Origin of the sequence: Halobellus ruber (assembly GCF_014212355.1) — an archaeon.
GTDB lineage: Archaea > Halobacteriota > Halobacteria > Halobacteriales > Haloferacaceae > Haloquadratum > Haloquadratum rubrum.
The window spans coordinates 143,176-164,166 of sequence record NZ_JACKXD010000005.1 but is presented as its reverse complement, the minus strand read 5'-3'; the positions used below and the strand labels follow the sequence as shown (position 1 = coordinate 164,166).

Genomic DNA, 20,991 nt, shown 5'->3' with positions numbered 1-20,991 from the left:
GATGTTCGGACGGAGCGTAGGTTGCGTACGCCGGCCGGACACGTGACGTCACTGTGAGTTCGACTCCGGCGGGAGCCCGCCGTCGAGCGGGTCGACGCCGGGGTCGACCCCGTCGTCGCCGCGGGCGCCCCCGTCGTCCTCCGGGATCCCGAACTCCTGACGGAGCTCCCGGATCCGGTCGCGGATGTCTGCCGCGAGCTCGAACTCGAGGTTGTCGGCGGCCTCCTCCATCCGTTCTTCGAGGTAGGCGATCTGCTCGCGGGCCTCCTCGTCGTCGGTGGGCTCGTCGGTCGGGGACCGCTCGCTTCTGTCGCCGCTGCCCGGGAGGTTCGTCTCGCCGATCGACTTCTCGATGGTCTGTGGCTCGTAGCCGTGCTCCTGGTTGTACTCCCGCTGGATCCGGCGGCGACGCCGCGTCTCGGAGATCGCCGACGCCATCGCGTCGGTGGTCTCGTCGGCGTAGAGCACGACCTCACCCGCGACGTTTCTGGCGGCGCGGCCCATCGTCTGCACCAGCGTGGTCTCCGAGCGGAGAAAGCCCTCCTGGTCGGCGTCGAGGATGGCGACCAAGGAGACCTCGGGGATGTCGAGCCCCTCACGGAGGAGGTTGATCCCGACGAGGACGTCGATGTTGCCGAGCCGGAGGTCACGGATCAGTTCGTGCCGCTCTAAGGTGTCGGTCTCGTCGTGCATATACGCCACGTCGACGCCCGACTCCTCCAGGAACTCGGTCAGGTCCTCCGCCATCCGCTTCGTGAGCGTCGTGACGAGGACGCGCTCCTCTCGGTCGATCCGGTCGTCGATCCGGTCGAGCAGGTCGTCGACCTGGCCGGTGGCGTCGGCGATCTCGATTTCGGGGTCGACAAGGTGGGTCGGGCGGACGATCTGCTCGACGATCCGCTCGGAGTGCTCTCGCTCGTAGTCGCCGGGCGTCGCCGACACGTAGAGCGTCCGGTCGGTCTTCGCCTCGAACTCCTCGAACGTCAGCGGCCGGTTGTCGTAGGCGGTTGGCAGCCGGAAGCCGTTCTCGACGAGCGAGTCCTTCCGTGATTTGTCGCCCTCGAACTGCCCCCGGATCTGCGGGAGCGTCTGGTGGGACTCGTCGACGACGGTGAGGAAGTCGTCGGGAAAGTAATCAAGCAGGGTGTACGGCGGCTCGCCGGAGTCGCGGTCGGACATGTGTACCGAGTAGTTCTCGATCCCCGAGCAGTAGCCCGTCTCCCGCAGCATCTCGATGTCGAAGGTGGTCCGCTCCTCGATCCGCTGGGCGGCGACGAGGTCGCCCTGCCGTTCGAAGTACGCCACGCGGTCCTCCATCAGGGCCTCGATCTCCTCGATCGCGGTCTCCAGTTTCTCGTCGGGGATCGAATAGTGCTCCGCGGGGTGAACGAGGGCGGCGGGTTCCTCGGAGACGACTTCGCCGGTGAGGGGATCGAGCTTGGTGAGCCGGTCGACCTCGTCGCCCCAGAACTCCACGCGGACGGCGTACCGGCCGTACATCGGGTACACCTCGACGGTGTCGCCGCGGACCCGGAAGGTCCCTTGCTGGAAGTCGACGTCGTTTCGCTCGTAGTTCAGATCCACGAGCTTCGAGAGGAGGTCGTCGCGGTCGATCCGGTCGCCGAGTTCGACGCGGAGCGCCATCTCGGTGTAGTTCGTCGGATCACCCAGGCCGTAGATCGCCGACACCGAAGCAACGACGATGACGTCGTCGCGGGTGAGCAGCGATCGGGTCGCCGAGTGGCGGAGTCGGTCGATCTCCTCGTTGATCGACATGTCCTTGTCGATGTAGGTGTCGGTCTGCTCGACGTACGCCTCCGGCTGGTAGTAGTCGTAGTAGGAGACGAAGTACTCCACCGCGTTGTCGGGGAAGAGGCTCCGGAACTCCTCGTAGAGCTGCGCGGCGAGGGTCTTGTTGTGGGCGATCACGAGCGTCGGCTGCTGGAGTTCCTCGATGGTCCAGGAGACGGTGTTTGTCTTCCCCGAGCCGGTGACACCGAGTAGCGTCTGTTTGTCCATCCCCGACTCGAAGCCCGCGGCGAGCTGTTCGATCGCATCGGGCTGGTCGCCCGCGGGGTCGAACGGGGCGTCGACGCGGAACTCCCGGTCGGCCGCCGGCCGATCGGGCGACAGCGGGCCCGCTTCGGAGGTGTCGCTCATTGAAATCGGATTGGGCGCACACGCACTTGAGGCGGTCGGTCGCGTGGCCGGCGGGGTCGGAGTTGTGACGCGGGACCCACCCGCGGCGGTGCAACGGTTTTCACCCGGGAGCGCCTACGCCCGGCTATGTCACGGGAACTACTCGAAGACGCCAGCGACCGGCTGCGCGCCGCCGCGGAGGCGGCGGAGGGCGATGCCCGCCAGCGGCTCTACGACCAGTCCGAGGCGCTCGCGACGCTCGCAACCCGGGAGCACGGCGCCGACCACGGCCGGCTCGCCCGGCACATGCACGCGCTCACGGAGCTCACGGAGGAGACCGAGGGGTCGACAGCGGAGGCGATCCGGGAGGCCCGCTCGAAGCTCGCGGAGTTCCGGGAGGGAGTCGACGGCGTCTGACGCGTGTCAGCCGCGTTACCCCTCTATTTCGGGTGGAGATTGGGGTGCGTTCACACGGGTGGATCGGCGAGCTACGTCGGCGCCGATCAACAGACGTTTTTCGGTTTGATCCCCATCGACTCCAGCGTCTCGACGTAGTCGTCGTAGGCGGCCTCGATGACCGTCTCGGCGGCGTCACGGGCGACGGCCCACTCCTCGTCGGCTCCGCAGGCCGCGTTCAGCGCGTCGACGACCCGGTCGCGTTCGGCGTCGACCTCCGAGCGTAGGTCCCGGAAGTCGTTTGCGGCCATCGGGTCGGCGTCGCCGACGAAGAAACCGACCATCTGGCTGGCGTACTCGGAGACGACGAGATAGCGGCCCAGGAGACCGCCGAGACGGGCCGGCGTCGCGTCGAACCCTGCCAGGGCGTCGTAAAGCGGCGGCTCCTCGTCGAGGGACGGGTCGTCGGCGACCGCCGCGGCGTGCTCGCGTGCGGCGGCCGCGAGGTCCGGGTAGAGTTCCCCGGTCGGGTCGTCTGGGTCCCACGCTTCGAGTGCCGCCGCGAACGCCAGGGCATCGGTCGCGGCGGCGGCCCGTACCCGGTCGCCGTCCATCTCGCCGCCGGTCAGCGCGTACATCGCCTTCGAGGAGCCGAGCCGGGAGAACTCGGTCTCGTGGTCGTCACGCAGTTCGCTTGCGAGGTCCTCGCCGTTCATACGGTTCTGTTGACCGTCGGATCGCTTGTAGCCATCGACACGCCGCAGTAGTCTCCGCCGGCCGTCCGCCCCGGGACCGGTGCGCCGGCGCGCGCCGTCTCCAGGGCCGTCAGGATCCGCCGCCGCCGGAGCCGCCCGGTTCGGCGGTTTCGGCGATCGACTCGACCGCCGTGTGGACGAGGCGCTCGGAGTAGCCCGCGACGAACGCGAGCGTGAGGAGGAACGGACCGTCGCCCGTCCCCCCGCCGACGTTGATCACGATCGCCCCCGAGCGGACGAAGAAGAAGACGGCCAACGCGGACGCGACGCCGACGGTCAGCCGCGAGAGTGCCACCCGCCGGCTGGTGAGGTACTGCGGCGCGCTCGCGGACGTCGGACGCTTCCGCACCGAGTAGAGCCCGAACACCGAGGCGCCGAGCGCCCCGAACAGCACGACGTAGAGCAGAAACGAGACCGGACTCGCCCGGGAGGTACCCTCCAGCGCGGCAGCGACGTCGAAGAACGGGGAGGGAAGCCACGGGAGGTGCGGACTCGACAGGGAGACGACGGCGAAGAGCGCCGTCGATATCGCGCCGTAGAACAGGAGGTAGCTGAACTGGTCCTGGAGGTGCTGGCGCTTCGAGTGGATTTTGTGGTACCCCTCGTGGAGGAGTTCCGCCGCCGAGCGGAGGTCGGCGTCGGAGAGGTCGGACCGCAGCGAGCCGTCGTCGCCCGTCAGCCGTTCGGTGACCGCGGTCGACCGCCAGGACGGCGCCAGGTTCTCCGTCTCCACGAGCCGCTCTGCGGCCTCCCGGCGCAGGACGGCGTCCGAGTCGTCGAGTTCCGCGACGGCGTACAGCTTCAGCCGCTCCGCCGCGTGGAGGCAGTACCACGCGTACTCGAGGTCCTCGTCTTCGATGGCGGCCCGCCCGGTCGTCAGCAGGCCGTCGATCTCGCCCGCCCACTCCGGGGGGTCCTCCTGCGCGTCCGCCCGCCGTTTCAGCATCTCGAACTCCGACTCGAAGGCGGTGTACCTCCCCTCCAGCCGGCGTTTACCCAGGTTCTCCATCGATCCGGCACTCCGGTTGTCGTGTCGATGAGGTCCAACGAACTAAACTGTGGGTGTCGGACCCGGCGGGACCCGACGAGCGACGAGTCTGCGGGTCCCGCGACCGCCGGAACGCGACCGGACTGCGTCCGTCGGTTGGTTCCGGTATCTGTCACCGATCGTAGTAAAAGTTTATACGTTGTTGAAGTACCAGTAGAAGTATGCCAACGGAACACACGGTTGCCGGCGACGTGCGACGGTCCGACGGAACGCCCGCCGCCGGGATCGAGATCGTCGTCGTCGACGCCGACCTCGGGCTCGACGACCCGCTCGGGCACGTGACGACGCGCGGCGACGGCCGGTTCGAGGTGCGGTTCAGCGCCGACGCACACGAGGAACTGACCGATCCGGACCCCCACGGCTACGGCTTCGCGGACGGGGAGGTCGTCGGCGAGTGGTCGCTGACCCTCGACGAGGAGGACCACGAACTGACCGTCGAGGACCGCAGCAGCCACACCCACCCGATGATGGAGGCGGTCGAGGACATGCACCACGGGATGGGCGGACAGCGCGGGATGTCGAACGTCCCGCGGGATCCGCCACACCCCGGTCGGGGGCGGTTCGGCCGGATGTTCCCGCACCTCGAAGCCGCCCACCACGATGTGGAGTTCCTGCGGGAGCTCGGGCTGCCGGGCGGCCCGCTCGACGAGGACGCCGCCCCGGAGAACGTCGACACCGCGAACGTGCCCGCGGGCTTCGTGTTTCTCGGGCAGTTCATCGACCACGACATCACGCTCGATCCGCTGTCGAGCCTCTCCCGGCAGAACGACCCCGACGCGATCCGCAACTTCCGGACGCCGGGGCTCGACCTCGACTCCGTGTACGGGGCGGGTCCCGAGGTCGACCGGTTCCGGTACCAGTCGCCGATGGCCGGCGGCAGCCGCGAGCTGCTGTTGCTCGGGGACGGAGACCACTTTCTCCCGCGCAACCACGAGGACGTCGCGCTGATCGCGGACCCGCGGAACGACGAGAACCTCATCCTCTCACAGTTCCAGTACGCGATGCTGAATTTCCACAACGCCATCGTGGAGCGTGAGAGCGAGGAGTTCGAGCGCGCCCAACAGCTGGCGCGGTGGCACTACCAGTGGATCGTCCTCGAGGAGTACCTACCGACTGTCTGCGACGAGGACATCGTCGAGTCGGTCCGCGACGAGCGGCGGTTCTTCACCGTCGGTCCCGACGAGCGGCCGTTCCTCCCCCTGGAGTTCGCCGGCGCGGCGTACCGGTTCGGGCACAGCCAGGTCCGGCGCCGACACCGGGTCAACGACTCCACGGAGGGGAAGCTGTTCGGCTCGCCGATGGACGACGACGCTTTGAGCCCCGGGTTCCAGCCCGTGTCGCCGGCCGACGCCGTCGACTGGCGGTACCTGTTCGACTTCGAGCGGGCCGAGACCCGTCCGCAGGACGTCCGCGCGATCGACCCGAAACTCTCCTCTGAGCTGCTCGACCTGCCGTTCGTGACGGCCGACGCCGACTGGCGGCGGTCGCTCGCGTCGCGGAACCTCGTGCGCGGCCGCCGGCTCGGCCTCCCGTCAGGACAGACGATCGCGCGAGCGATGCCCGACGCCCCCGTCCTGCACAACCACGACGTCGGCTTCGACGAGGTGCTGTCGCGGTTCGGCCGGCCGGAGGGGACGGAGATGCCGCTGTGGTACTACGTGCTCGCGGAGGCCCGAGAGCTCGCCGACGGCGAGCACCTCGGCCCCGTCGGGAGTCGGATCGTCGCCGAGGTGCTCGTCGGCCTGATCGCCTCGGACACGAGCTCGTTCCTGACGATCCAGCCGGACTGGACGCCGACGCTGCCCGCCCCGCACTCGGCGGCCGGGGAGTTCGGGACGGCTGACCTCCTCGAGTTCGCGCTGGAGATCACCGACTGACGTCCGGGGCGTAGACCGGGACTGGCTGGACCGAGGTGCGGCCGCCCGAACTTCTATGTCGTTCGCCCGGCATTTCAGTTGCGTGAACCCCTCCACCGCCCTCCGGACGGGCGCCCGATTACTCCGTGACCGGCCGGCGTCGGTCCTACCCGTGTACCTCCTCGCGAGCGGCCTCTACGGGATCGCACGCACACCGCTCGTCGTCGCCGGCGTCGCCGCGGTCTGGCTCCTCGCAGCGGGCGGCCGGCTGGAGCCGTTCCTCGACCGGCTCCGCACGGTGGGGGACGGGTCGGTCGCTCCCGGCACCGACGGGTCGCTCCCGCCGGAACTCGGCAACGCCGTCGCGGGAATCCTGACACCCGGCGTCCTGCTCTTAGTCGCCGCGGGCGTCCTGTCGGCGGCCGTCCTCGCGGTCCTCGCCGCCGCCGTCGGGAACGCCGCGGCCGTCGGCGGGCTGTTCGGGCTGCTCCGTGGCGACGACGGGGTCCGCGCGGCCGTCGCCGGCGTCCGGCGACACTGGCGGGCCTTCGTCGGCGTTCGGCTCCTCCTGCTCGCCGCCGTCCTCGCGGTCCTCACGCCGCTTTTCGGCCTCGTTGCCGCCGTGATCGGGGCCACAGCCAGTGCCGGTGAGTTGACCGCGGCCGGCGTGCTCGGGGTTCTGGCCGCCGTCCTCGGTGGCCTCGTCACGCTTCTGGTCGTCCTGCTGGTGCTCGTGCTGTTCGCGTTCGCCGACCAGGCGGTCGTGATCGACGACGTCGGCGCGGTCGCGGCGGTGAAACGCAGCGTCCGGCTCCCGCTCCGCCGCCCGAAAGCCGTGCTGGGCTACGTCGCCGTCGCGATCGGGGCGGTCATCCTTTCGGGCGTCGTCGGGAGCCTCGGCGCGACCGCCGGCGCGCCCCGCGCGACTGCGCTGGTCGGGACAGTACTCGTGCCGCCGGTTGTCGACGGGTTCAAAACCGCGTTGTACGCCGGGACGGAACTCCCCGCGGCGCCGAGCAGTCCGTCGCTCGGGACGCGGCTCCGGACGGCGTTCGGCGGCGGCCTCCGCGCGGTCGGCGCGTTCGTGCGCGACCACCCGATCGCGAACCTCGCCTCCCTCGCCTGTTTCGCCGCCGGCGGCGCGGCCGGGTGGGTCGCGGCGGGATCGACCGGGGTGAACCTCCCGGTCGGCGGCGACGTGGGCGGGATCTTCGGTGCGCTCCCGCTCGGCACCTTCCTGAACCTCGCGATCAACAACTGGCTGGTCGCGGTCGACCTGGCGTACAGCGGGATCGCCGCGGGCGTGCCGGCGGTGGTGACGCTCGCGTTCAACGGGCTGATCGTCGGCGCCGTCGGCGGCGTCGTCGACCCCGTCGCGTTCCTGGCGCTGGTCGCCCCCCACGGCGTGATCGAGATCCCGGCGCTCGTGATCGGCGGCGCGGCCGGCCTCTCGCTGGGTGGCGTCGGGGTCGGCGCCCTCCGCGGCCGCTACGACGACGGCGACGTGGCCGCGGCGATCCGGCGTACCTACCGGGTGCTGCTGGGGCTCGTGCCGCTGTTCGTCGTCGCGGCCGCGATCGAGGCGTTTCTGACGCCAGCGATCGCGAGGGTCGTGCTCGGCGGGTAGCGCCGGTCGGGGCGCTCGGCGGCGACGTCGTAGCGCAAAAATTCGAGGTGTGCTCGAAGACAACGACCGGTGCGGGAGCCGGCGCTACTCCGTGCCGTCAGTCGGCGTCGCTGCCGTCTTCGCGGCTCGCTACGGTCGCCGCTCCGGTTCCCTCGCTTCGCTCACTCGCCGACCTCGCGCCGCTCAGTCTGCGCCGCTGCCCTTTTCGATCGGCGCGCCGACCAGGTTGCCCCACTCGGTCCAGGAGCCGTCGTAGTTGATCGCCGAGTCGTAGCCCAGGAGTTCGTGGAGCGCGAACCAGGCCACGGAGGACCGCTCGCCGATCCGGCAGTACGCGACGACTGTGGTGTCGCCGTCGATGCCGTGCTCGGCGTAGAGCTCCTCGAGTTCCTCGCGGGACTTGAACGTCCCGTCGTCGTTCGTGACCGCGGCCCACGAGACGTTCTGGGCGCCGGGGATGTGGCCGCCGCGCTGGGCGGTCTCCTGCAGTCCCGGCGGCGCGAGGATCTCGCCGGAGAACTCCTCGGGCGAGCGGACGTCCACGAGCGGGAGGTCGCGGTCGATCGCCTTCTCGACGTCGTCGCGGTACGCACGGATGTCCTCGTAGGGACCCTTCGCGGTGTAGGTCTGCGCGGGGAACTCCGGCACCTCGTCGGTGGTCGGGTAGTCGTTCTCGATCCAGTACTCGCGGCCGCCGTCGAGGAGTCGGACGTCGTCGTGGCCGTAGTACTTGAACTGCCAGTAGGTGTAGGCGGCGAACCAGTTGGAGTTGTCGCCGTACAGGACCACCGTGGAGTCCTCTGAGATGCCGTGGCTGCCCAGCAGATCCTCGAAGTCCTCCTGCGTCAGGATGTCCCGGGTGGTCTGGTCTTGGAGCTGCGTCTCCCAGTTGAACCCGATCGCGCCGGGCGCGTGGCTCTCGTCGTACGCTTCGGTGTCGGTGTCGACCTCCACCAGCCGGTGGGCGGGGTCGTCGCTTTCGAACTCGTCGAGACGCTCCTCGACCCAGTCGGCGGAGACGAGGACGTCCTTCGCGTAGTCGTTGTCTGTCATTGCGTTCCCCTATACGACCTCTTCCCGTATAATCCCCACAGCAACGGCGCGTCCTGCCAACCCTCCCGCGATGGAGAGATTTTTGCCGGATATTGGCCGCGTGTCATCCGCCGGAATCGTCGTGGGGACACGGCGTCCGGCGGCTCACCGCTCGTTGCGGATTCTACCAGCAACAGTTGCCACTTTCTTCGACGCCCGAAACGGCGCGTGGATCGCCCAGGTTCAAGAGCCGCGGTCGACTACCCACGTGTATGTACGAGAACGTCGTCGTCCCGGCGGAGTGGGTGGCCGAACGGTCCGGGTCGGTGCGGATCGTCGACGTCCGCGACGCGTGGGAGTTCGACGGCATCGGTCACGTCCCGGGCGCGGTGAACCTCCCGTTCGCGGAGTTCCGCAGCGAGTCCGGCGACGAGGGGATGCTCCCCGGGGCCGAGGTCTGGGAGTCGCTGCTGTCGGCTGCGGGGATCGCCCCCGACGACGACATCGTCGCCTACGACGACACCCACGGGGTCTTTGCGGCGCGCTTTCTGGTGACCGCGGAGCTGTACGGCCACCCGCCGGATCGGCTCCACCTCCTCGACGGCGACTTCAGCGCGTGGAACCGCGAGCATCGGACCACCACCGAGTCGCCGTCGCCGGCCGAATCGGAGTACGCGGTCGGCGAGCCGGAACAGTCCCCGCTGGTCGACTACGACACCATCAGGGCTGCACTCGACGACCCCGAGGCGGTCATCGTCGACACCCGGGAGGCCTGGGAGTTCGCGGAGGGGCACCTCCCGGGCGCGGTCAACCTCGACTGGCGCGACCTCGTCGACGACGACACCCGCGGGCTGAAGCCCGCCAACGAACTCGCGGGGGTCCTCGCGGACGTCGGCGTCACCCCCGACACCCGGGTGCTACTGTACTGCAACACCGCCCGCCGGATCAGCCACACCTACGTCGTCTTGCGGTCGCTCGGCTACGACGACGTCGGCTTCTACGAGGGGAGCCTCACCGAGTGGACCGAACGCGGCGGGCCGGTAGAAAGCGAGGCTGAGTGACGGCACCGAACGGAGCCCCGGATCGGAGCGGCGACCGAAGGGGAGCCGCGGGGACGGGTCAGTTCCCGACGGAGTGCTGGAGTAGCCACCACCCCGTCGAATAGTTTTATCAGCCCGCTCGCGGAGACACGAGTATGCCGATGCGTCAACTCCGAACCTGCGAGTTCTGCGGCGCCGACGCCGCCGGCGTCTACGAGGTGCTCCCGCCGGCGCTTTCGCCGACGGAGGCCGAACAGCGACGGATCGTCCTCTGTTCGGACTGTGCGGGGACGCTCGAAACCGTGATCGACCCGCTGCTCGAACGGCTCGGCGTCGAGGCGGACGACGACGCGTCGGGGGTCGACGCCGGGGACGAGTCCGAGGACTCGTCGACAGCGGCCGCATCGTCCGCAACGGGCGGGTCGGCGGCGGCCCCCGGCGACGGGGCGGGCTCCGACGCCGCCGACTCACACACCGACGCAACGCCGCCCGACGACCCCGGCGGGGAACCGGTCCAGTGGAGCGACCCGGACCGCGCCGGCGGGGGAGCGGACGACGCGGGACACCCGCGGTCCGAACCTATCCGTGACGGCATCCCCAATGTCGACCCGGCAACCGACACTGATTCGCCGGCGGCGACGGAGGCGGGCGCTGGAACGGGCGGGGCGGCAACCGACGCCGACGGCAGCGCCGCGGACGGTGCCGACGACACCGACGACGACAGGGCAACCGGCACCGAGGCTGCCGGGAGCGACGACGGCCCCGAGGAGTTCCGGACCGTGATGCGGCTGCTCGGCAACCGGGAGTTCCCCGTGGAGCGCACCGCCATCGTCGAACTCGCCGCGAGCGCCTACGACCTCGACGAGGGCCACGTCCACCGGATCGTCGACCACGCGGTCGACCGCGGCGTGATCGTCGACGACGGCGGGACGCTCCGCCGAAACTGACTCCCGGCGGGCGTCGGTGGCCTCAGAGTTCGCCCTTCGTACTCGGGGTGTCGCTCCGGCGCGGGTCGACCACGGTGGCGTCGTCGAGCGCCCGCGCGAGCGCCTTGAACAGCGCCTCCACCTCGTGGTGGGCGTTCTCGCCGTCGACCTCGGCGTGGAGCGTCAGGCCCGCGTGCATCGACAGGGAGTACGCGAAGTGGCGGGCCATGTCGCTGGTGAACTCGCCGATCGCGGCCTGGGAGAACTCGCCGTCGAAGTCGAAGTGCGGCCGGCCGCTCACGTCGACGACGACGCCCGCGACCGCCTCGTCTAACGGCACCCGCCGGTCGGCGTAGCGGACGATCCCGCGTTTCTCGCCCAGTGCCGCGTCGAACGCTTCGCCGAGTACGATCGCGACGTCCTCGACGGTGTGGTGGTCGTCGACCGAGAGGTCGCCGTCACACCGCACCGTCAGGTCGAACAGGCCGTGCTTCGCGAAGGATTCGAGCATGTGATCGAAGAAGCCGATCCCGGTGTCGACCGCGGCGTCGCCGTCGCCGTCGACGGTCAGCGTGAGATCGATGTCGGTTTCGGCGGTCGCCCGGGAGACGGCTGCGGCGCGGTCGCCGTCCGCTCTCTCAGTCCCGGCGGCGTCGTTGCTGCCGTCCGGTCCGGCGTCGTCCCCGCCGTCTGCGTCGGTCATACCGGCGCATCGACGCGCGGGGGTATGATGGTTGTGCCTCCGAGTCGGTGCTGCGCTGTCGCCCCCGCGCCTGTCGTCCCATCAGCCACCCCGACCCGCGAGCGAAAGTGGTACGTCGCAGGCGCGTGACCCCGTGGTATGCGCGTCGCCGTCCCCAACAAGGGCCGCCTGCACGAGCCGAGCGTCGACCTCCTCGAACGGGCCGGGCTCCCGATCGAGAGCACGGCCGACCGGAAGCTCTACGCCGACACCGTCGACCCCGAGGTGACGATCCTGTTCGCCCGCGCGGCCGACATCCCCGAGTACGTGGCCGACGGGGCCGCCGCGGTCGGGATCACCGGCCGCGATCAGGTGGTCGAATCCGGGGTCGACCTGACAGAGCTGGTCGACCTGGAGTTCGGGCGGTGTCGGCTGGTGCTGGCCGCACCCGAGGACGGCGACATCGCCGTGCCGACCGACCTGGGAGACGGTACCGTTGCGACCGAGTTCCCGCGGATCACCCGCGAGTACCTCGATCGGGAAGGGATCGACGCCGACGTGGTGGAGGTGACGGGCGCGACCGAACTCACGCCCCACGTCGAGATGGCCGACGCCATCGTCGACATCACCTCCACCGGGACCACGCTCCGAATGAACCGCCTTGCGGTGATCGACGAGGTGCTTTCGTCGTCGGTGCGGCTCTACGCCCACCCCGACCGCGCCGGCGACGAGAAGGTCCAGCAGCTGGTGACCGCCTTCGAGTCGGTGCTGGCCGCCGAGGACAAACGGTACGTGATGATGAACGCCCCCGAGGACCGGCTGGCGGAGATCCGCGAGGTGATCCCGGGGCTGGACGGCCCGACGGTGATGGACGTCGCGGGCGAGGAAACGGTGGCCGTCCACGTCGTCGTCGACGAGCGCGACGTCTTCGAGACCGTCGACGCCCTGAAGTCGGTCGGGGCGTCCGGAATCCTGGTCACCGAGATCGAGCGGCTGGTGGAGTGAGTCGGGGGCCGTCGACGCGGCGAGCGTGGCGGCAGGGCCACCGAACCCCGCTACCCGGGCGCGCTGAGCGAGAGCGCCCAGAGCCCGAAGACGATCGCCCCCAGGATGACGCTGACCACGAAGTGGATGAAGGTGATGTACGCCGACAGGCGGGTCGATTCGTCGTACAGCGCCCGGATCGCGGCCCAATCGAGGGCGATCGCCGCGGCCACCCCGACGAGAATAACGGTGGAGTTGCCCGCGGCGAACGTCGCCACAAGGACGCTGATCGCCGCCGGGACGGGGCCCACCACGAACGCGTTGCGGACGGGGACGTCGCCGAGGACGTTCCGGGCGGCGATGTGGGCGGTGACAGACAGGAAGATCGCAAAGGAGGCGAACGTGCCGGCGACCGCGAGCGGACCCTCGGGGGCGGCCTGAAGCGGGAGAAGCATACTGACGGCCGTAACGGACGCTTCAGTCCGCAAGCAGCCCGAGTTCGTCCAGACGGGACACGATCACGTCGACGGCCTCGCGGGCGTCGTCGGGCGCTTTGCCCCCGGTGATGACGAGCTTCCCGGAGCCGAAAAGCAGCGCGACGACGGCGGGTTCGTCCAGCCGGTAGACTAAGCCGGGGAACTGCTCGGGTTCGTACTCGATGTTCTCCAAGCCGAGCCCGATGGCGATGGCGTTGAGATTGAGGTTCTCGCCGAGATCCGCGGAGGTGACGATGTTCTGCACCGTGATCTCGGGGTCGTCGTCGACGGGGATCTTCAGCTCCCGGAGCTTCTCGAAGACGATGTGGAGGCTCTCGTGGACGTCGTCGGTCGACTTCGCGCCGGTGCAGACGATCTTGCCCGACCGGAAGATCAGCGCCGCCGATTTCGGCTCCTGGGTCCGGTAGACTAAGCCGGGGAACTGCTCGGGGTCGTAGTCGGCGCCTTCCAGATCCATCGCCACGCTCTGGAGATCGAGCTCCTGACCGATCCCGGTGGAGGCGACGACGTTTTCGATGTTGATCGTGTCCTTGGGGTCGTTCATATATCGACTTAAACGACGTATTTAACGTTTAAAAAGATTGGTGCGAAGCGGCTGCCGTCCGGGTCGGTCGGTTGAAACGGGGTTCGGACGCTTGTAACCACGTCTCGACGGTGTTCGGCCGAGCGTATCCGATACTGTCGGCGATAGTCGCGTGACGGATTTCGACACCCCGGGGGCGTGGAAAATCTTCACGTAGTTACAGCCGACAGTGTGAAGCGGTTGGCGAGTGGCTCGGTTCGGCGTTTCGGTTCTTCGGGAGCGGGTTCGACGGCGTTCCGATTCCCGGGAGTTACGGGGTGGAACCCGCGGGTTGCGACGGGAAGCCGCCCGCGGCCGGGGCACAGCAGCAACCGGAAAGACTGCGTTGGAAACGGGATTTTTCGCCGGAGTTCCGCGGCGAGTACCCCGGTCAGGACGGAACTCCCGGCCGCGTGGTCACGCGCCCGGTGGGGCTTGATCGATCGTGACCTCGAACGTTCGGTCCGACTCGGTCAAGGCGACGCCGTTCGCCTTCGGTACCCTGAGCCGGTGCGTCAACCGACCGGCCTCGTGTACTCTCTCGATCTCGACCACGAAATCGGCAACGTTGAGCGTCACCGTCCGGTTGTAACGGGGTTCACCGTCGCGGTAGCAGGACAGATAGCCGGTGGTCCCCACCTCGTAGAGCCGCTCGGAGACCAGGTTCATCAGATCGACGTAGAGATCCGTCGGGACGGACTTCTCTATCGGATCGGCTGCGTTTACGTACAGACTGGTGCTCGAATCGAGTGTGTCGAGCGTCGCTGGTATCGTCTCCGGGGCTTTGCCCGGGTCGAGTTCGGCGAGAGCGACGTCCTCGAGACCGACGCCGGACCGTTCGAGCATCTTCCGGATCAGCGTCTCGCTCTTGAGTGACGTGAGAATGACCGCACGTCTCGCTTTCAGTCCGTCCCGGATCAGCGGGATGTACTCCCCACCGGGTGGTAGTGTGATCACGAACAGCGTTCCCGGCAGAACGCCCCCATCCAGCCGTTCGTCGAGTCGGTCGATTCCGGTCGGGATACTCATATGTCCGCCGTCACGCCCCGGGTATTAATTTACGATGCCCTGTCGCGGAGGGGTCGTCACACCAGAAGGACGTAACCGGCGAAGGCCGAGAAAACGAGGCTGAGCATCAAGAAGTATCCCCACTGGGCTACGTCCTTCCGGTGTTCGACCCCGAGAAAGTCCCCTTCGACTTCGAGACCTACGGCGTTCAGGAGCTTCGCCAGGACCGTTCTCTGGGGGGTCTCCTTGTGTTTGAAGAAGAACGCCTCGCGAACGCTGTCCATAACCACGAACTCCTCGTCGTGCTGTTCGAGTTCGCGAATGACAACCGATTTGTGTTCCTTGATCTGTCGACGTCCTTTGAGATACATGTACGCCCAGAACCACAGAACCAACATCACGAGGGCACCGAAGGTTGCGATCCCGGCCGTCACCGTGTCCGAATAGCTCGGGTTCAGGAGGAACGATCCGATCGCCCCGAAGAAGATGACGCTCAGATAGTAGGTCTGAAAGATGACCTTGTTGTGATGGTGGTGGTTCTGATCGAGTTGTTCGTACATCGAGACCAGGACCTCCATCTTCTCGGCGTTCTCGACGGAGCTGAACGTTCTCCCCGACTTGGTGAGCTCGGTCCGTCCACTGTGTTGGGTGGTTTCCATACCTCCCCGTGACACTCGGAATCGAATGAATCATTCGGCGGTGGCCTGATGCGCCGCGCGGCGGACGGGGCGACCGGCTGAGGTCCCGCCGGTTTCGGACGCGAATGGAAAAGTTGAGACCGGTCGGATCCCACGGCCACGTATCGATGAAAATCCTCTCGTTCAACGTGGGCTATTTTTTAGGGTTTCAGTCTCAGCGCGAGTGGATTCGAAGGCCCCACCGGCTGCTCGTCGGCGACCGGACGGGCGGTCGGGAACGGATCGAACGGTTCGTCGAGGTCGTGATGCAGGAGCGGCCCGACGTCGTCGCCGTACAGGAGGTTGATCAGGGATCCATCCGTTCGCATTTCGAGAACCAGTGTCAGACCATCGCAAACTACCTCGAAAGGACGGAGCTATCCTACCGGAGTCGCGCGGACGTCAAGTACGGTGTGGACAACCCGATCTCCAATCTCCCCGTCCTCCGGAACATGAGTAACGCGATCTTCTGGAAAGCGGGACACGGTCGGGCACAGTATCTCTCGAAGGGGACGAAGCGACTGGTTCAGGTCGTTGAGGCCGAAGGAGTGCCGACTGTGATGTCGGTCCACCTGTCGAAGACCGAGAGTGCGAGAGAAGAACAGATGCGGGAACTCGCGGGGGTCACAGACAACCACGACGAGGTGATACTCACCGGGGATTTCAACGTCAAGCACCGAACGGAGTTCGAGCCGCTGGTCGAACAGGCGGGGTTCGAACTCCACGTTCCCGGGAAGTCGTTCTCGACCGCCAATCCCAACCACACGTACGACGTGTTTCTGACCACTGAGGGGGTCACGGTTGGTCGGTGTGAGGTCTTAGACGGGATCAGGCTGTCCGATCATATGCCCATCGTCGCGGAGACGCGGCACGACTGATCAGCGGGTGTGTTCACTCCGGTACTGGGAGCGCGCGCCGCACGATCCTGTCGAGTGAGGGGAGTTCATACAGGGAATACGAGTGCTCGTCGGAGGTCCAGATCGACGACCCGTCGGTCGTCAGATCCTCCACGAAGTAGCCGGGGGCTTCGAGGCTCCCGATACGGTCGGCGCTTCGGCCGTTCCCCCGCAGTCCGCCGGCCACGTCCCTGATGTCGATCCGATTGGTGCCGATGACGTTGACTGATTCGAACAGATGTTCGCCGTCCCACGCGAGTCCCTGGCTGTACCCGCCGTTCGAGTACGTCAACTCGGCACACTCCGGAACCGTACGGCCGGGCCCCAACTCCTCGGGGCGGAAGACGTACGTCCTCGCAGTACCCAGCGGAAGCGGCAGATCCGTCTCGATCGTCCACAGGAAATCGGACAGCGCCAGGAACGAGTCCCCGTCCACCTCGATTCGAGTGAGCGCGGACGACCCGCTCAGACCCGTCTCGAACGTGTCTTTCACGTGGACTCGGTCGCTCGATAGCGACGCCTCGGGATCCAACTCGTAGAGGTAGTTACTCCCGTGGTCGACGGCCCACAGGGATTCGTCGTCCCACGCCAGCCCGCTGGTGTGGGTGGCTTCGCTCGGCATCATCGAGGAAGCCTCGATATCGCCGGTCTTCGGGTCGAGCCGATAGAGACAGCTCCGGTCGCCGTGCCAGTGGTTCGTGAACAGTAGCTCGTCGTCGGCGTAAGTGATCCCCTGGGGGGAGTATCCGTTCTCCGCACCGGGAGTCGAGGAGATCCGACGCCACGAATCCCTCGTACGCAACGCAGGCCGATCGAACAGAAGTCCACGGAGGCGTGTCCTATGCGAGAGGTAGCCGAGTAGGGCGACCGGGACCGCAGCGAGGAGTTTGTTCCGGAAGCGGCTCACGGGCGGGACGTGGGTCCCGCTCCAGTTATAAACTCCGTTCATATCCAGTCGGTCATCCGTCCGGAATCCGGGCGGTCACCGCAGGGAGACGGTGTTCGCGGGGATGTCGAGGTCACGGAGCCACTCGGGATCGGGGAGGGATCGGCTGAACGAGAGATCGTAGTCCGTCACACTCTCGAAGAGCGGGAGGAAGGCGGCGTAGTTTCGGAGGAACTGTCCCAGTGTGAGTCCCCTGCGACAGTCGCTCGGACGGAAGAGATCCGCGTTAAACAGGTCGGAGACCGGGATCCGTCCGTCGCACAGCGCGTCGATCGCTCCGCGGTCAACGATTCCGCAGCCGGAGTATCCGTCCGGTACGAATGCGTGGAGGTCCAGTTCGGGAAGCAGCGACAACCCGAACTCCTCGGAGAACTCCCCGACGGTCGTCCTGAATGGAACCTCGTTCCGGGCGATCGAATTGTAGGCGCGAACGTAGCCCGTCGCGTATCCGAGCGCGACCTCGATATCGGGTTCGGCATCCATCCGACAGACCGCTCCCACGAGGTCGGTCGGGTAGCGGTGGAACGGCATCCCGACGTGTGCGGGGGCGATCCAGGCGACATCCCGTGCGACATCGCCGAGTGAGGGGATATCGAGGGTCGTGTACGTTACCGCCTCGTTCACCGGCACGCCGCAGATCGTGACGTGGTGGCGCCGGCGACCGACGGCCGCTTCGAGCCCGTTTATGACGGCTATTCGGCTGCCGGTCACCTCGAAGGACACGTGAGCCTCGAATCGGTTCAGCGCGACGTCGCGCGATTCGAGTCTCGCTTCCAACCGATCGAAGTACCCCGGGTCGGTCCGCCAGTGGTCCGTCTTCACGAAGATGGCATCCTGTCCCGCGGGGAGTCGATCGGCCACGCGGACGTAATCGGTGGCGTGACTCTCGATCTGTACCCCTCTGATCTTCCGTTCGAACCGGTTGGAATCGTGCGTGTGCGTGTGATAAAAGAGGAGTACGTCCCGTACCATCGGCTATCCACACCCGTTTTTCCGATCCCCGGTCCCGCAGTCGAAAGCCTGGTCCATCTGTGGGGTGTATCGAGCGCGTCCACCCGACCGCTCGACGGTGTGGTCGTCTCCGCACGAGCAATGAGGACTTCGTTCGACCGACGCGTTGCGGGGTCCGTAGGGCCTCATACGGGGTAGTTACGGGTCATCGCCCGCGGGAGTCTGCGACGGCCGGTAATCCGGTGCGGTGTCTATGCCGGGAAGCGGACACGTCACGACGGTTGTATGGCCGGGGGAGCGGTCCACGACCGCAGCGTGAGGGGATATCAGGTCGCGGAGACTTCCGACTCCTGGTCGAGCAGGTCCGGGTACGCGATCGACCGCTGGAGGTGGTTCTCCAGGGCGTCGCGGTGGTCGCCGACCAGTAGCTCGCTCACCACGTCGTCCGCTGCGGCCTCGTGGAGCAGCGAGTACTCGCTCATATTCCGTACGTCGATGTTCGTGTAGACGGCGAGGAAGAAGAACGCCGCGCTGTTCCGGATGTGGACGCGCTTCTCCGACGCCTGATCGATGTTGCGGTCCTTGGCGATCCGGCTGAACTCCTCGAACCACACCCCCTGTGAGTTCCCGTCGCTGTACAGCAGCGAGAGGATCGACGTCGGGTCGGAGTCGACGACGTCGAGATCCTCAAGCGGCTCGTCGAGGTTCCCGATGAGGCTGCTGATGTTGTCGGTCACGCGGCTCTCCGAGAGGATCCCGTCGGTGATGAGCTCGTCGACGGTCTTCTCGTTGTTGCGGAGCGCCCGCAGCACGGACGGCTCCAACCCGTCGACGTTCGCGACCTCCATATCCGCGAACCGGTCGGCGTACCAACTCTCCAACCGCTGCCGCTTCCCGGTCGCCCGGTTTTCCGCCTGCTCCTTCCGGCTTTCGAGGCGGTCCGCCCACTCCTCGAGGGCGTCGTCGGCGTCCTCGATCTGGTTGCGTCGCCGTTTCAGTTCCTCGCTCACGTCGCTTCGGATCTCCTCGATGACCCGCTGGCGCTTCCGCGCGGTCGTGAGCCCCTGTTGTTTCCGTTTCAGCCGTTTCTTGTCCTCCCTGAAGTCGTCGGCGTCGGAGCCGCCGAGGCTGAGGTTGAAATCCAGGAGGCCGCCGTCGTCGGTGTTCTGGCCGGTGACCTGCTCGTTGAGGAACTGCCTGAGCCCTTCGGCCTGCTTTTCGGATTCGGCCCCCTGGTACTTCTCGTACTCCTGCGGGAACTGCTCCCGGAACTCGTCGGCGTACTCCCCCCACAGCTCCGAGACGGTCTGATCGAGGTCGAACTCCGCCTGCCGGAGGTCCTCGCGGACCCGGGTTGCGAACTGGTCGTAGTAGAGGTACTCGACGACCGTCTCGACGTCCAGCGAGCGGAGGTCGTCCCAGCGCTCCGGGGTGTCGTCCGCCTCCTCGTCGTCCTCGCCGGAGAACCGCTGTTTCGCGCCGCGGAAGTCCTGTCGGGGCTGCGTGACGAGGTCGTGTCCGCCGCTGATGTCGTCGAACGTCGAGAGTCCGTCCGCGTCGATTTCGAGGTGCGCGAGGGAGAACCGCGTCTGGAGGCTCGTCTTGCGCTCGTTGACGATTGCCTTCGCGGTGTCGGTGGCGGCGTCGCGGACGGTGTCCTCGTCGAAATACTCCATCGGGAAGTCGTTGACGCCGACCTGGCTCTCTTCCCGCGTGAGTCGGACCGTCGATTGCTCCACCGAGGACTCCTCGTCGGGGACGCGGCCCTGCGGGAGCGCCAGGACGCTGTTCAGGTAGTCGAGGTCATCCGCGAACTGCCCCTGTTGGCGCTCGATGTAGGTGAGCAGGGTCTCGATCTGTCCCTGCCGCTGGTTGGCCGAGAGGTACTCCGCGGCGGTGTCGGTCGGGAACTGGAGCATTGCCGCGTCGATCGTACAGAGGTCGGTCAGTTTCGAGAGCGCGACGCCCTCCGGGTAGTCCTCCGCGCTCTCGACGGTCGCGATGTAGTACACCAGCTGCGCGACGATGGTATTGATCTCCCGCTGGTACGTCTCCCGGCCGTTCTTCTCCTCGTCGAACGCGAGCAGGAAGTAATCGTCGAACGGGCTGCCGTTCAGGCGGAGTTCGCCGTATTTGAACACGTCGGAGTTGGCCGACAACTCGAACTTGACCGGGCCGTCGTTGGTGTCGTCCAGAAGCATCCGGAGGTCCCGCAGGGCCCCATACGTGTTCAGCCGATGCCGGTTGTCCCCCTCCGGCCGCCCTTCGAGCGTCAGTTCCTCGTCGGCGACGAGGACGGATTGGGCCTGTTCCGGGGTGGTCACGTCAACGTCGTCGGCGACCAACTTCGGGAGGGTCCCGATCCCCCGGATGCGGGCGGCGGGATCGACCTCGTCGCCACAGACCTCGTGGACGATCGCGGACAGAAGCGGGAAGACCCCGCTTCCGGTGCCCCCGCCGTAGGCGTTGACGATCCACACGTCGAAGTTCTGGATGCCGTCCCGTTGCCTGCTGATGAGCTCGTCGAACCGGTCCTCGAAGAAGTAGTACGTCCGGTCGAAGTTCTCCTCGCTGTCGAGGTAGAACCGCCCGAGCGACCGGCTCTTCTGAGCGCCGCCCTCCCCGGGGATGCGCTCGTCGGAATCGAGGTACGGCCGCTCCGGCAGCGGCTCCGAGAGGTCGTCGACGGGGTGACGCAGGACGTGTTGGTTCCGCTCCCCGACCGCCGACGCGTAGTTCTCCATCTCGTCGCTCTTCGTGTCGACCACGATCGGCAGGAGGGAGTCCTCGATGCCTTCCTCCCGCATCGTCTCGTCGATCCGTGAGACCATTCGCGCCCCCGACTCCCCGATCCCGATCACCGCGGTCGGTGTGAACTCCGCCATTTGATACCTCCATTCATCCAAGGCGTGATAATTTTTCCCATTACCGCGGTATCGGGGGACGGCCCGGGACTCGCTCCGTTCGGA

General features: G+C 67.3%; 19 protein-coding genes. 7 read left to right on the top strand and 12 right to left on the bottom strand.

The genetic code is table 11. The features are described 5' to 3' along the window. Positions 1-48: 48 nt before the first annotated feature. Positions 49-2,160 (bottom strand): excinuclease ABC subunit UvrB, encoded by a 2,112-nt coding sequence (gene uvrB, locus H5V44_RS13955; RefSeq protein ID WP_185193748.1) that lies wholly within the window; start codon positions 2,158-2,160, stop codon positions 49-51. 126 nt (positions 2,161-2,286) lie between these two features. Between uvrB and H5V44_RS13950 the strand changes: the two genes are divergently transcribed. Further along, positions 2,287-2,556, top strand: coding sequence for a DUF7553 family protein (locus tag H5V44_RS13950; RefSeq protein WP_185193747.1), 270 nt, complete (start codon positions 2,287-2,289; stop codon positions 2,554-2,556). Between the two features lie 86 nt (positions 2,557-2,642). On the opposite strand, the gene H5V44_RS13945 is transcribed toward H5V44_RS13950, so the two are convergent. Together H5V44_RS13945 and H5V44_RS13940 are read right to left on the bottom strand one after the other, a co-directional pair. Then, the gene (locus H5V44_RS13945) at positions 2,643-3,251 is read right to left on the bottom strand and encodes a transcription antitermination protein (protein WP_185193746.1); all 609 of its coding nucleotides are present in this window, start codon (positions 3,249-3,251) and stop codon (positions 2,643-2,645) included. A gap of 109 nt (positions 3,252-3,360) precedes the next feature. Continuing rightward, on the bottom strand, positions 3,361-4,299 hold the full coding sequence (locus H5V44_RS13940) for a hypothetical protein (RefSeq protein WP_185193745.1): 939 nt from the start codon (positions 4,297-4,299) through the stop codon (positions 3,361-3,363). A gap of 200 nt (positions 4,300-4,499) precedes the next feature. Here H5V44_RS13940 and H5V44_RS13935 point away from each other — a divergent pair, with 200 nt between their 5' ends. After that, positions 4,500-6,215 (top strand): peroxidase family protein, encoded by a 1,716-nt coding sequence (locus H5V44_RS13935; RefSeq protein ID WP_185193744.1) that lies wholly within the window; start codon positions 4,500-4,502, stop codon positions 6,213-6,215. Positions 6,216-6,297: 82 nt separating this feature from the next. Continuing rightward, a complete protein-coding gene (locus H5V44_RS13930; RefSeq protein ID WP_343067758.1) occupies positions 6,298-7,821 on the top strand; it encodes a stage II sporulation protein M in 1,524 nt (507 codons plus the stop codon). A 183-nt stretch (positions 7,822-8,004) separates the two neighbouring features. Here H5V44_RS13930 and H5V44_RS13925 read toward each other — a convergent pair whose 3' ends face one another. Beyond that, the gene (locus tag H5V44_RS13925) at positions 8,005-8,874 is read right to left on the bottom strand and encodes a sulfurtransferase (RefSeq protein WP_185193742.1); all 870 of its coding nucleotides are present in this window, start codon (positions 8,872-8,874) and stop codon (positions 8,005-8,007) included. 251 nt (positions 8,875-9,125) lie between these two features. Between H5V44_RS13925 and H5V44_RS13920 the strand changes: the two genes are divergently transcribed. Both H5V44_RS13920 and H5V44_RS13915 read left to right on the top strand, forming a co-directional pair. Further along, on the top strand, positions 9,126-9,914 hold the full coding sequence (locus H5V44_RS13920; RefSeq protein ID WP_185193741.1) for a sulfurtransferase: 789 nt from the start codon (positions 9,126-9,128) through the stop codon (positions 9,912-9,914). 134 nt (positions 9,915-10,048) lie between these two features. After that, on the top strand, positions 10,049-10,840 hold the full coding sequence (locus tag H5V44_RS13915) for a hypothetical protein (protein WP_246403992.1): 792 nt from the start codon (positions 10,049-10,051) through the stop codon (positions 10,838-10,840). A gap of 22 nt (positions 10,841-10,862) precedes the next feature. On the opposite strand, the gene hisB is transcribed toward H5V44_RS13915, so the two are convergent. Further along, positions 10,863-11,522: an imidazoleglycerol-phosphate dehydratase HisB gene (gene hisB, locus H5V44_RS13910; protein WP_185193740.1), complete on the bottom strand. Its 660-nt coding sequence runs from the start codon at positions 11,520-11,522 to the stop codon at positions 10,863-10,865. A gap of 138 nt (positions 11,523-11,660) precedes the next feature. On the opposite strand from hisB, the gene hisG reads away from it, so the two are divergent. Next, the gene (gene hisG / locus H5V44_RS13905) at positions 11,661-12,506 is read left to right on the top strand and encodes an ATP phosphoribosyltransferase (protein WP_185193739.1); all 846 of its coding nucleotides are present in this window, start codon (positions 11,661-11,663) and stop codon (positions 12,504-12,506) included. 50 nt (positions 12,507-12,556) lie between these two features. Here the strand turns inward: hisG and H5V44_RS13900 are convergent, their stop codons facing one another. From H5V44_RS13900 to H5V44_RS13885, 4 genes are all read right to left on the bottom strand, one after another. Continuing rightward, a complete protein-coding gene (locus H5V44_RS13900; RefSeq protein ID WP_185193738.1) occupies positions 12,557-12,940 on the bottom strand; it encodes a DUF7473 family protein in 384 nt (127 codons plus the stop codon). A 22-nt stretch (positions 12,941-12,962) separates the two neighbouring features. Beyond that, entirely contained in the window at positions 12,963-13,526 is a 564-nt protein-coding gene (locus H5V44_RS13895) for a TATA-box-binding protein (RefSeq protein WP_185193737.1), read from the bottom strand. 435 nt (positions 13,527-13,961) lie between these two features. Then, entirely contained in the window at positions 13,962-14,573 is a 612-nt protein-coding gene (locus H5V44_RS13890; protein WP_185193736.1) for a DUF7125 family protein, read from the bottom strand. Between the two features lie 56 nt (positions 14,574-14,629). After that, on the bottom strand, positions 14,630-15,211 hold the full coding sequence (locus H5V44_RS13885) for a hypothetical protein (RefSeq protein WP_185193735.1): 582 nt from the start codon (positions 15,209-15,211) through the stop codon (positions 14,630-14,632). Between the two features lie 146 nt (positions 15,212-15,357). Here H5V44_RS13885 and H5V44_RS13880 point away from each other — a divergent pair, with 146 nt between their 5' ends. Then, positions 15,358-16,107, top strand: a complete 750-nt coding sequence (locus tag H5V44_RS13880; RefSeq protein WP_185193734.1) for an endonuclease/exonuclease/phosphatase family protein — start codon at positions 15,358-15,360, stop codon at positions 16,105-16,107. A gap of 13 nt (positions 16,108-16,120) precedes the next feature. Here the strand turns inward: H5V44_RS13880 and H5V44_RS13875 are convergent, their stop codons facing one another. From H5V44_RS13875 to H5V44_RS13865, 3 genes are all read right to left on the bottom strand, one after another. Further along, the gene (locus tag H5V44_RS13875) at positions 16,121-17,074 is read right to left on the bottom strand and encodes a hypothetical protein (RefSeq protein ID WP_185193733.1); all 954 of its coding nucleotides are present in this window, start codon (positions 17,072-17,074) and stop codon (positions 16,121-16,123) included. 33 nt (positions 17,075-17,107) lie between these two features. Then, complete coding sequence (locus H5V44_RS13870; RefSeq protein WP_185193732.1) at positions 17,108-18,043, bottom strand: hypothetical protein; 936 nt, start codon at positions 18,041-18,043, stop codon at positions 17,108-17,110. A gap of 305 nt (positions 18,044-18,348) precedes the next feature. Continuing rightward, a complete protein-coding gene (locus H5V44_RS13865) occupies positions 18,349-20,907 on the bottom strand; it encodes a tubulin-like doman-containing protein (RefSeq protein WP_185193731.1) in 2,559 nt (852 codons plus the stop codon). Positions 20,908-20,991 lie beyond the last annotated feature (84 nt).

Coding starts and splice junctions, on each gene's coding strand:
- H5V44_RS13895 (WP_185193737.1), bottom strand. CDS start 13,526: ATGAACGACCCCAAGGACACGATCAACATCGAAAACGTCGTCGCCTCC.
- hisB (WP_185193740.1), bottom strand. CDS start 11,522: ATGACCGACGCAGACGGCGGGGACGACGCCGGACCGGACGGCAGCAAC.
- H5V44_RS13900 (WP_185193738.1), bottom strand. CDS start 12,940: ATGCTTCTCCCGCTTCAGGCCGCCCCCGAGGGTCCGCTCGCGGTCGCC.
- H5V44_RS13950 (WP_185193747.1), top strand. CDS start 2,287: ATGTCACGGGAACTACTCGAAGACGCCAGCGACCGGCTGCGCGCCGCC.
- H5V44_RS13870 (WP_185193732.1), bottom strand. CDS start 18,043: ATGGTACGGGACGTACTCCTCTTTTATCACACGCACACGCACGATTCC.
- H5V44_RS13885 (WP_185193735.1), bottom strand. CDS start 15,211: ATGGAAACCACCCAACACAGTGGACGGACCGAGCTCACCAAGTCGGGG.
- H5V44_RS13890 (WP_185193736.1), bottom strand. CDS start 14,573: ATGAGTATCCCGACCGGAATCGACCGACTCGACGAACGGCTGGATGGG.
- H5V44_RS13925 (WP_185193742.1), bottom strand. CDS start 8,874: ATGACAGACAACGACTACGCGAAGGACGTCCTCGTCTCCGCCGACTGG.
- hisG (WP_185193739.1), top strand. CDS start 11,661: ATGCGCGTCGCCGTCCCCAACAAGGGCCGCCTGCACGAGCCGAGCGTC.
- H5V44_RS13935 (WP_185193744.1), top strand. CDS start 4,500: ATGCCAACGGAACACACGGTTGCCGGCGACGTGCGACGGTCCGACGGA.
- H5V44_RS13920 (WP_185193741.1), top strand. CDS start 9,126: ATGTACGAGAACGTCGTCGTCCCGGCGGAGTGGGTGGCCGAACGGTCC.
- uvrB (WP_185193748.1), bottom strand. CDS start 2,160: ATGAGCGACACCTCCGAAGCGGGCCCGCTGTCGCCCGATCGGCCGGCG.
- H5V44_RS13865 (WP_185193731.1), bottom strand. CDS start 20,907: ATGGCGGAGTTCACACCGACCGCGGTGATCGGGATCGGGGAGTCGGGG.
- H5V44_RS13880 (WP_185193734.1), top strand. CDS start 15,358: ATGAAAATCCTCTCGTTCAACGTGGGCTATTTTTTAGGGTTTCAGTCT.
- H5V44_RS13915 (WP_246403992.1), top strand. CDS start 10,049: ATGCCGATGCGTCAACTCCGAACCTGCGAGTTCTGCGGCGCCGACGCC.
- H5V44_RS13940 (WP_185193745.1), bottom strand. CDS start 4,299: ATGGAGAACCTGGGTAAACGCCGGCTGGAGGGGAGGTACACCGCCTTC.
- H5V44_RS13875 (WP_185193733.1), bottom strand. CDS start 17,074: ATGAACGGAGTTTATAACTGGAGCGGGACCCACGTCCCGCCCGTGAGC.
- H5V44_RS13945 (WP_185193746.1), bottom strand. CDS start 3,251: ATGAACGGCGAGGACCTCGCAAGCGAACTGCGTGACGACCACGAGACC.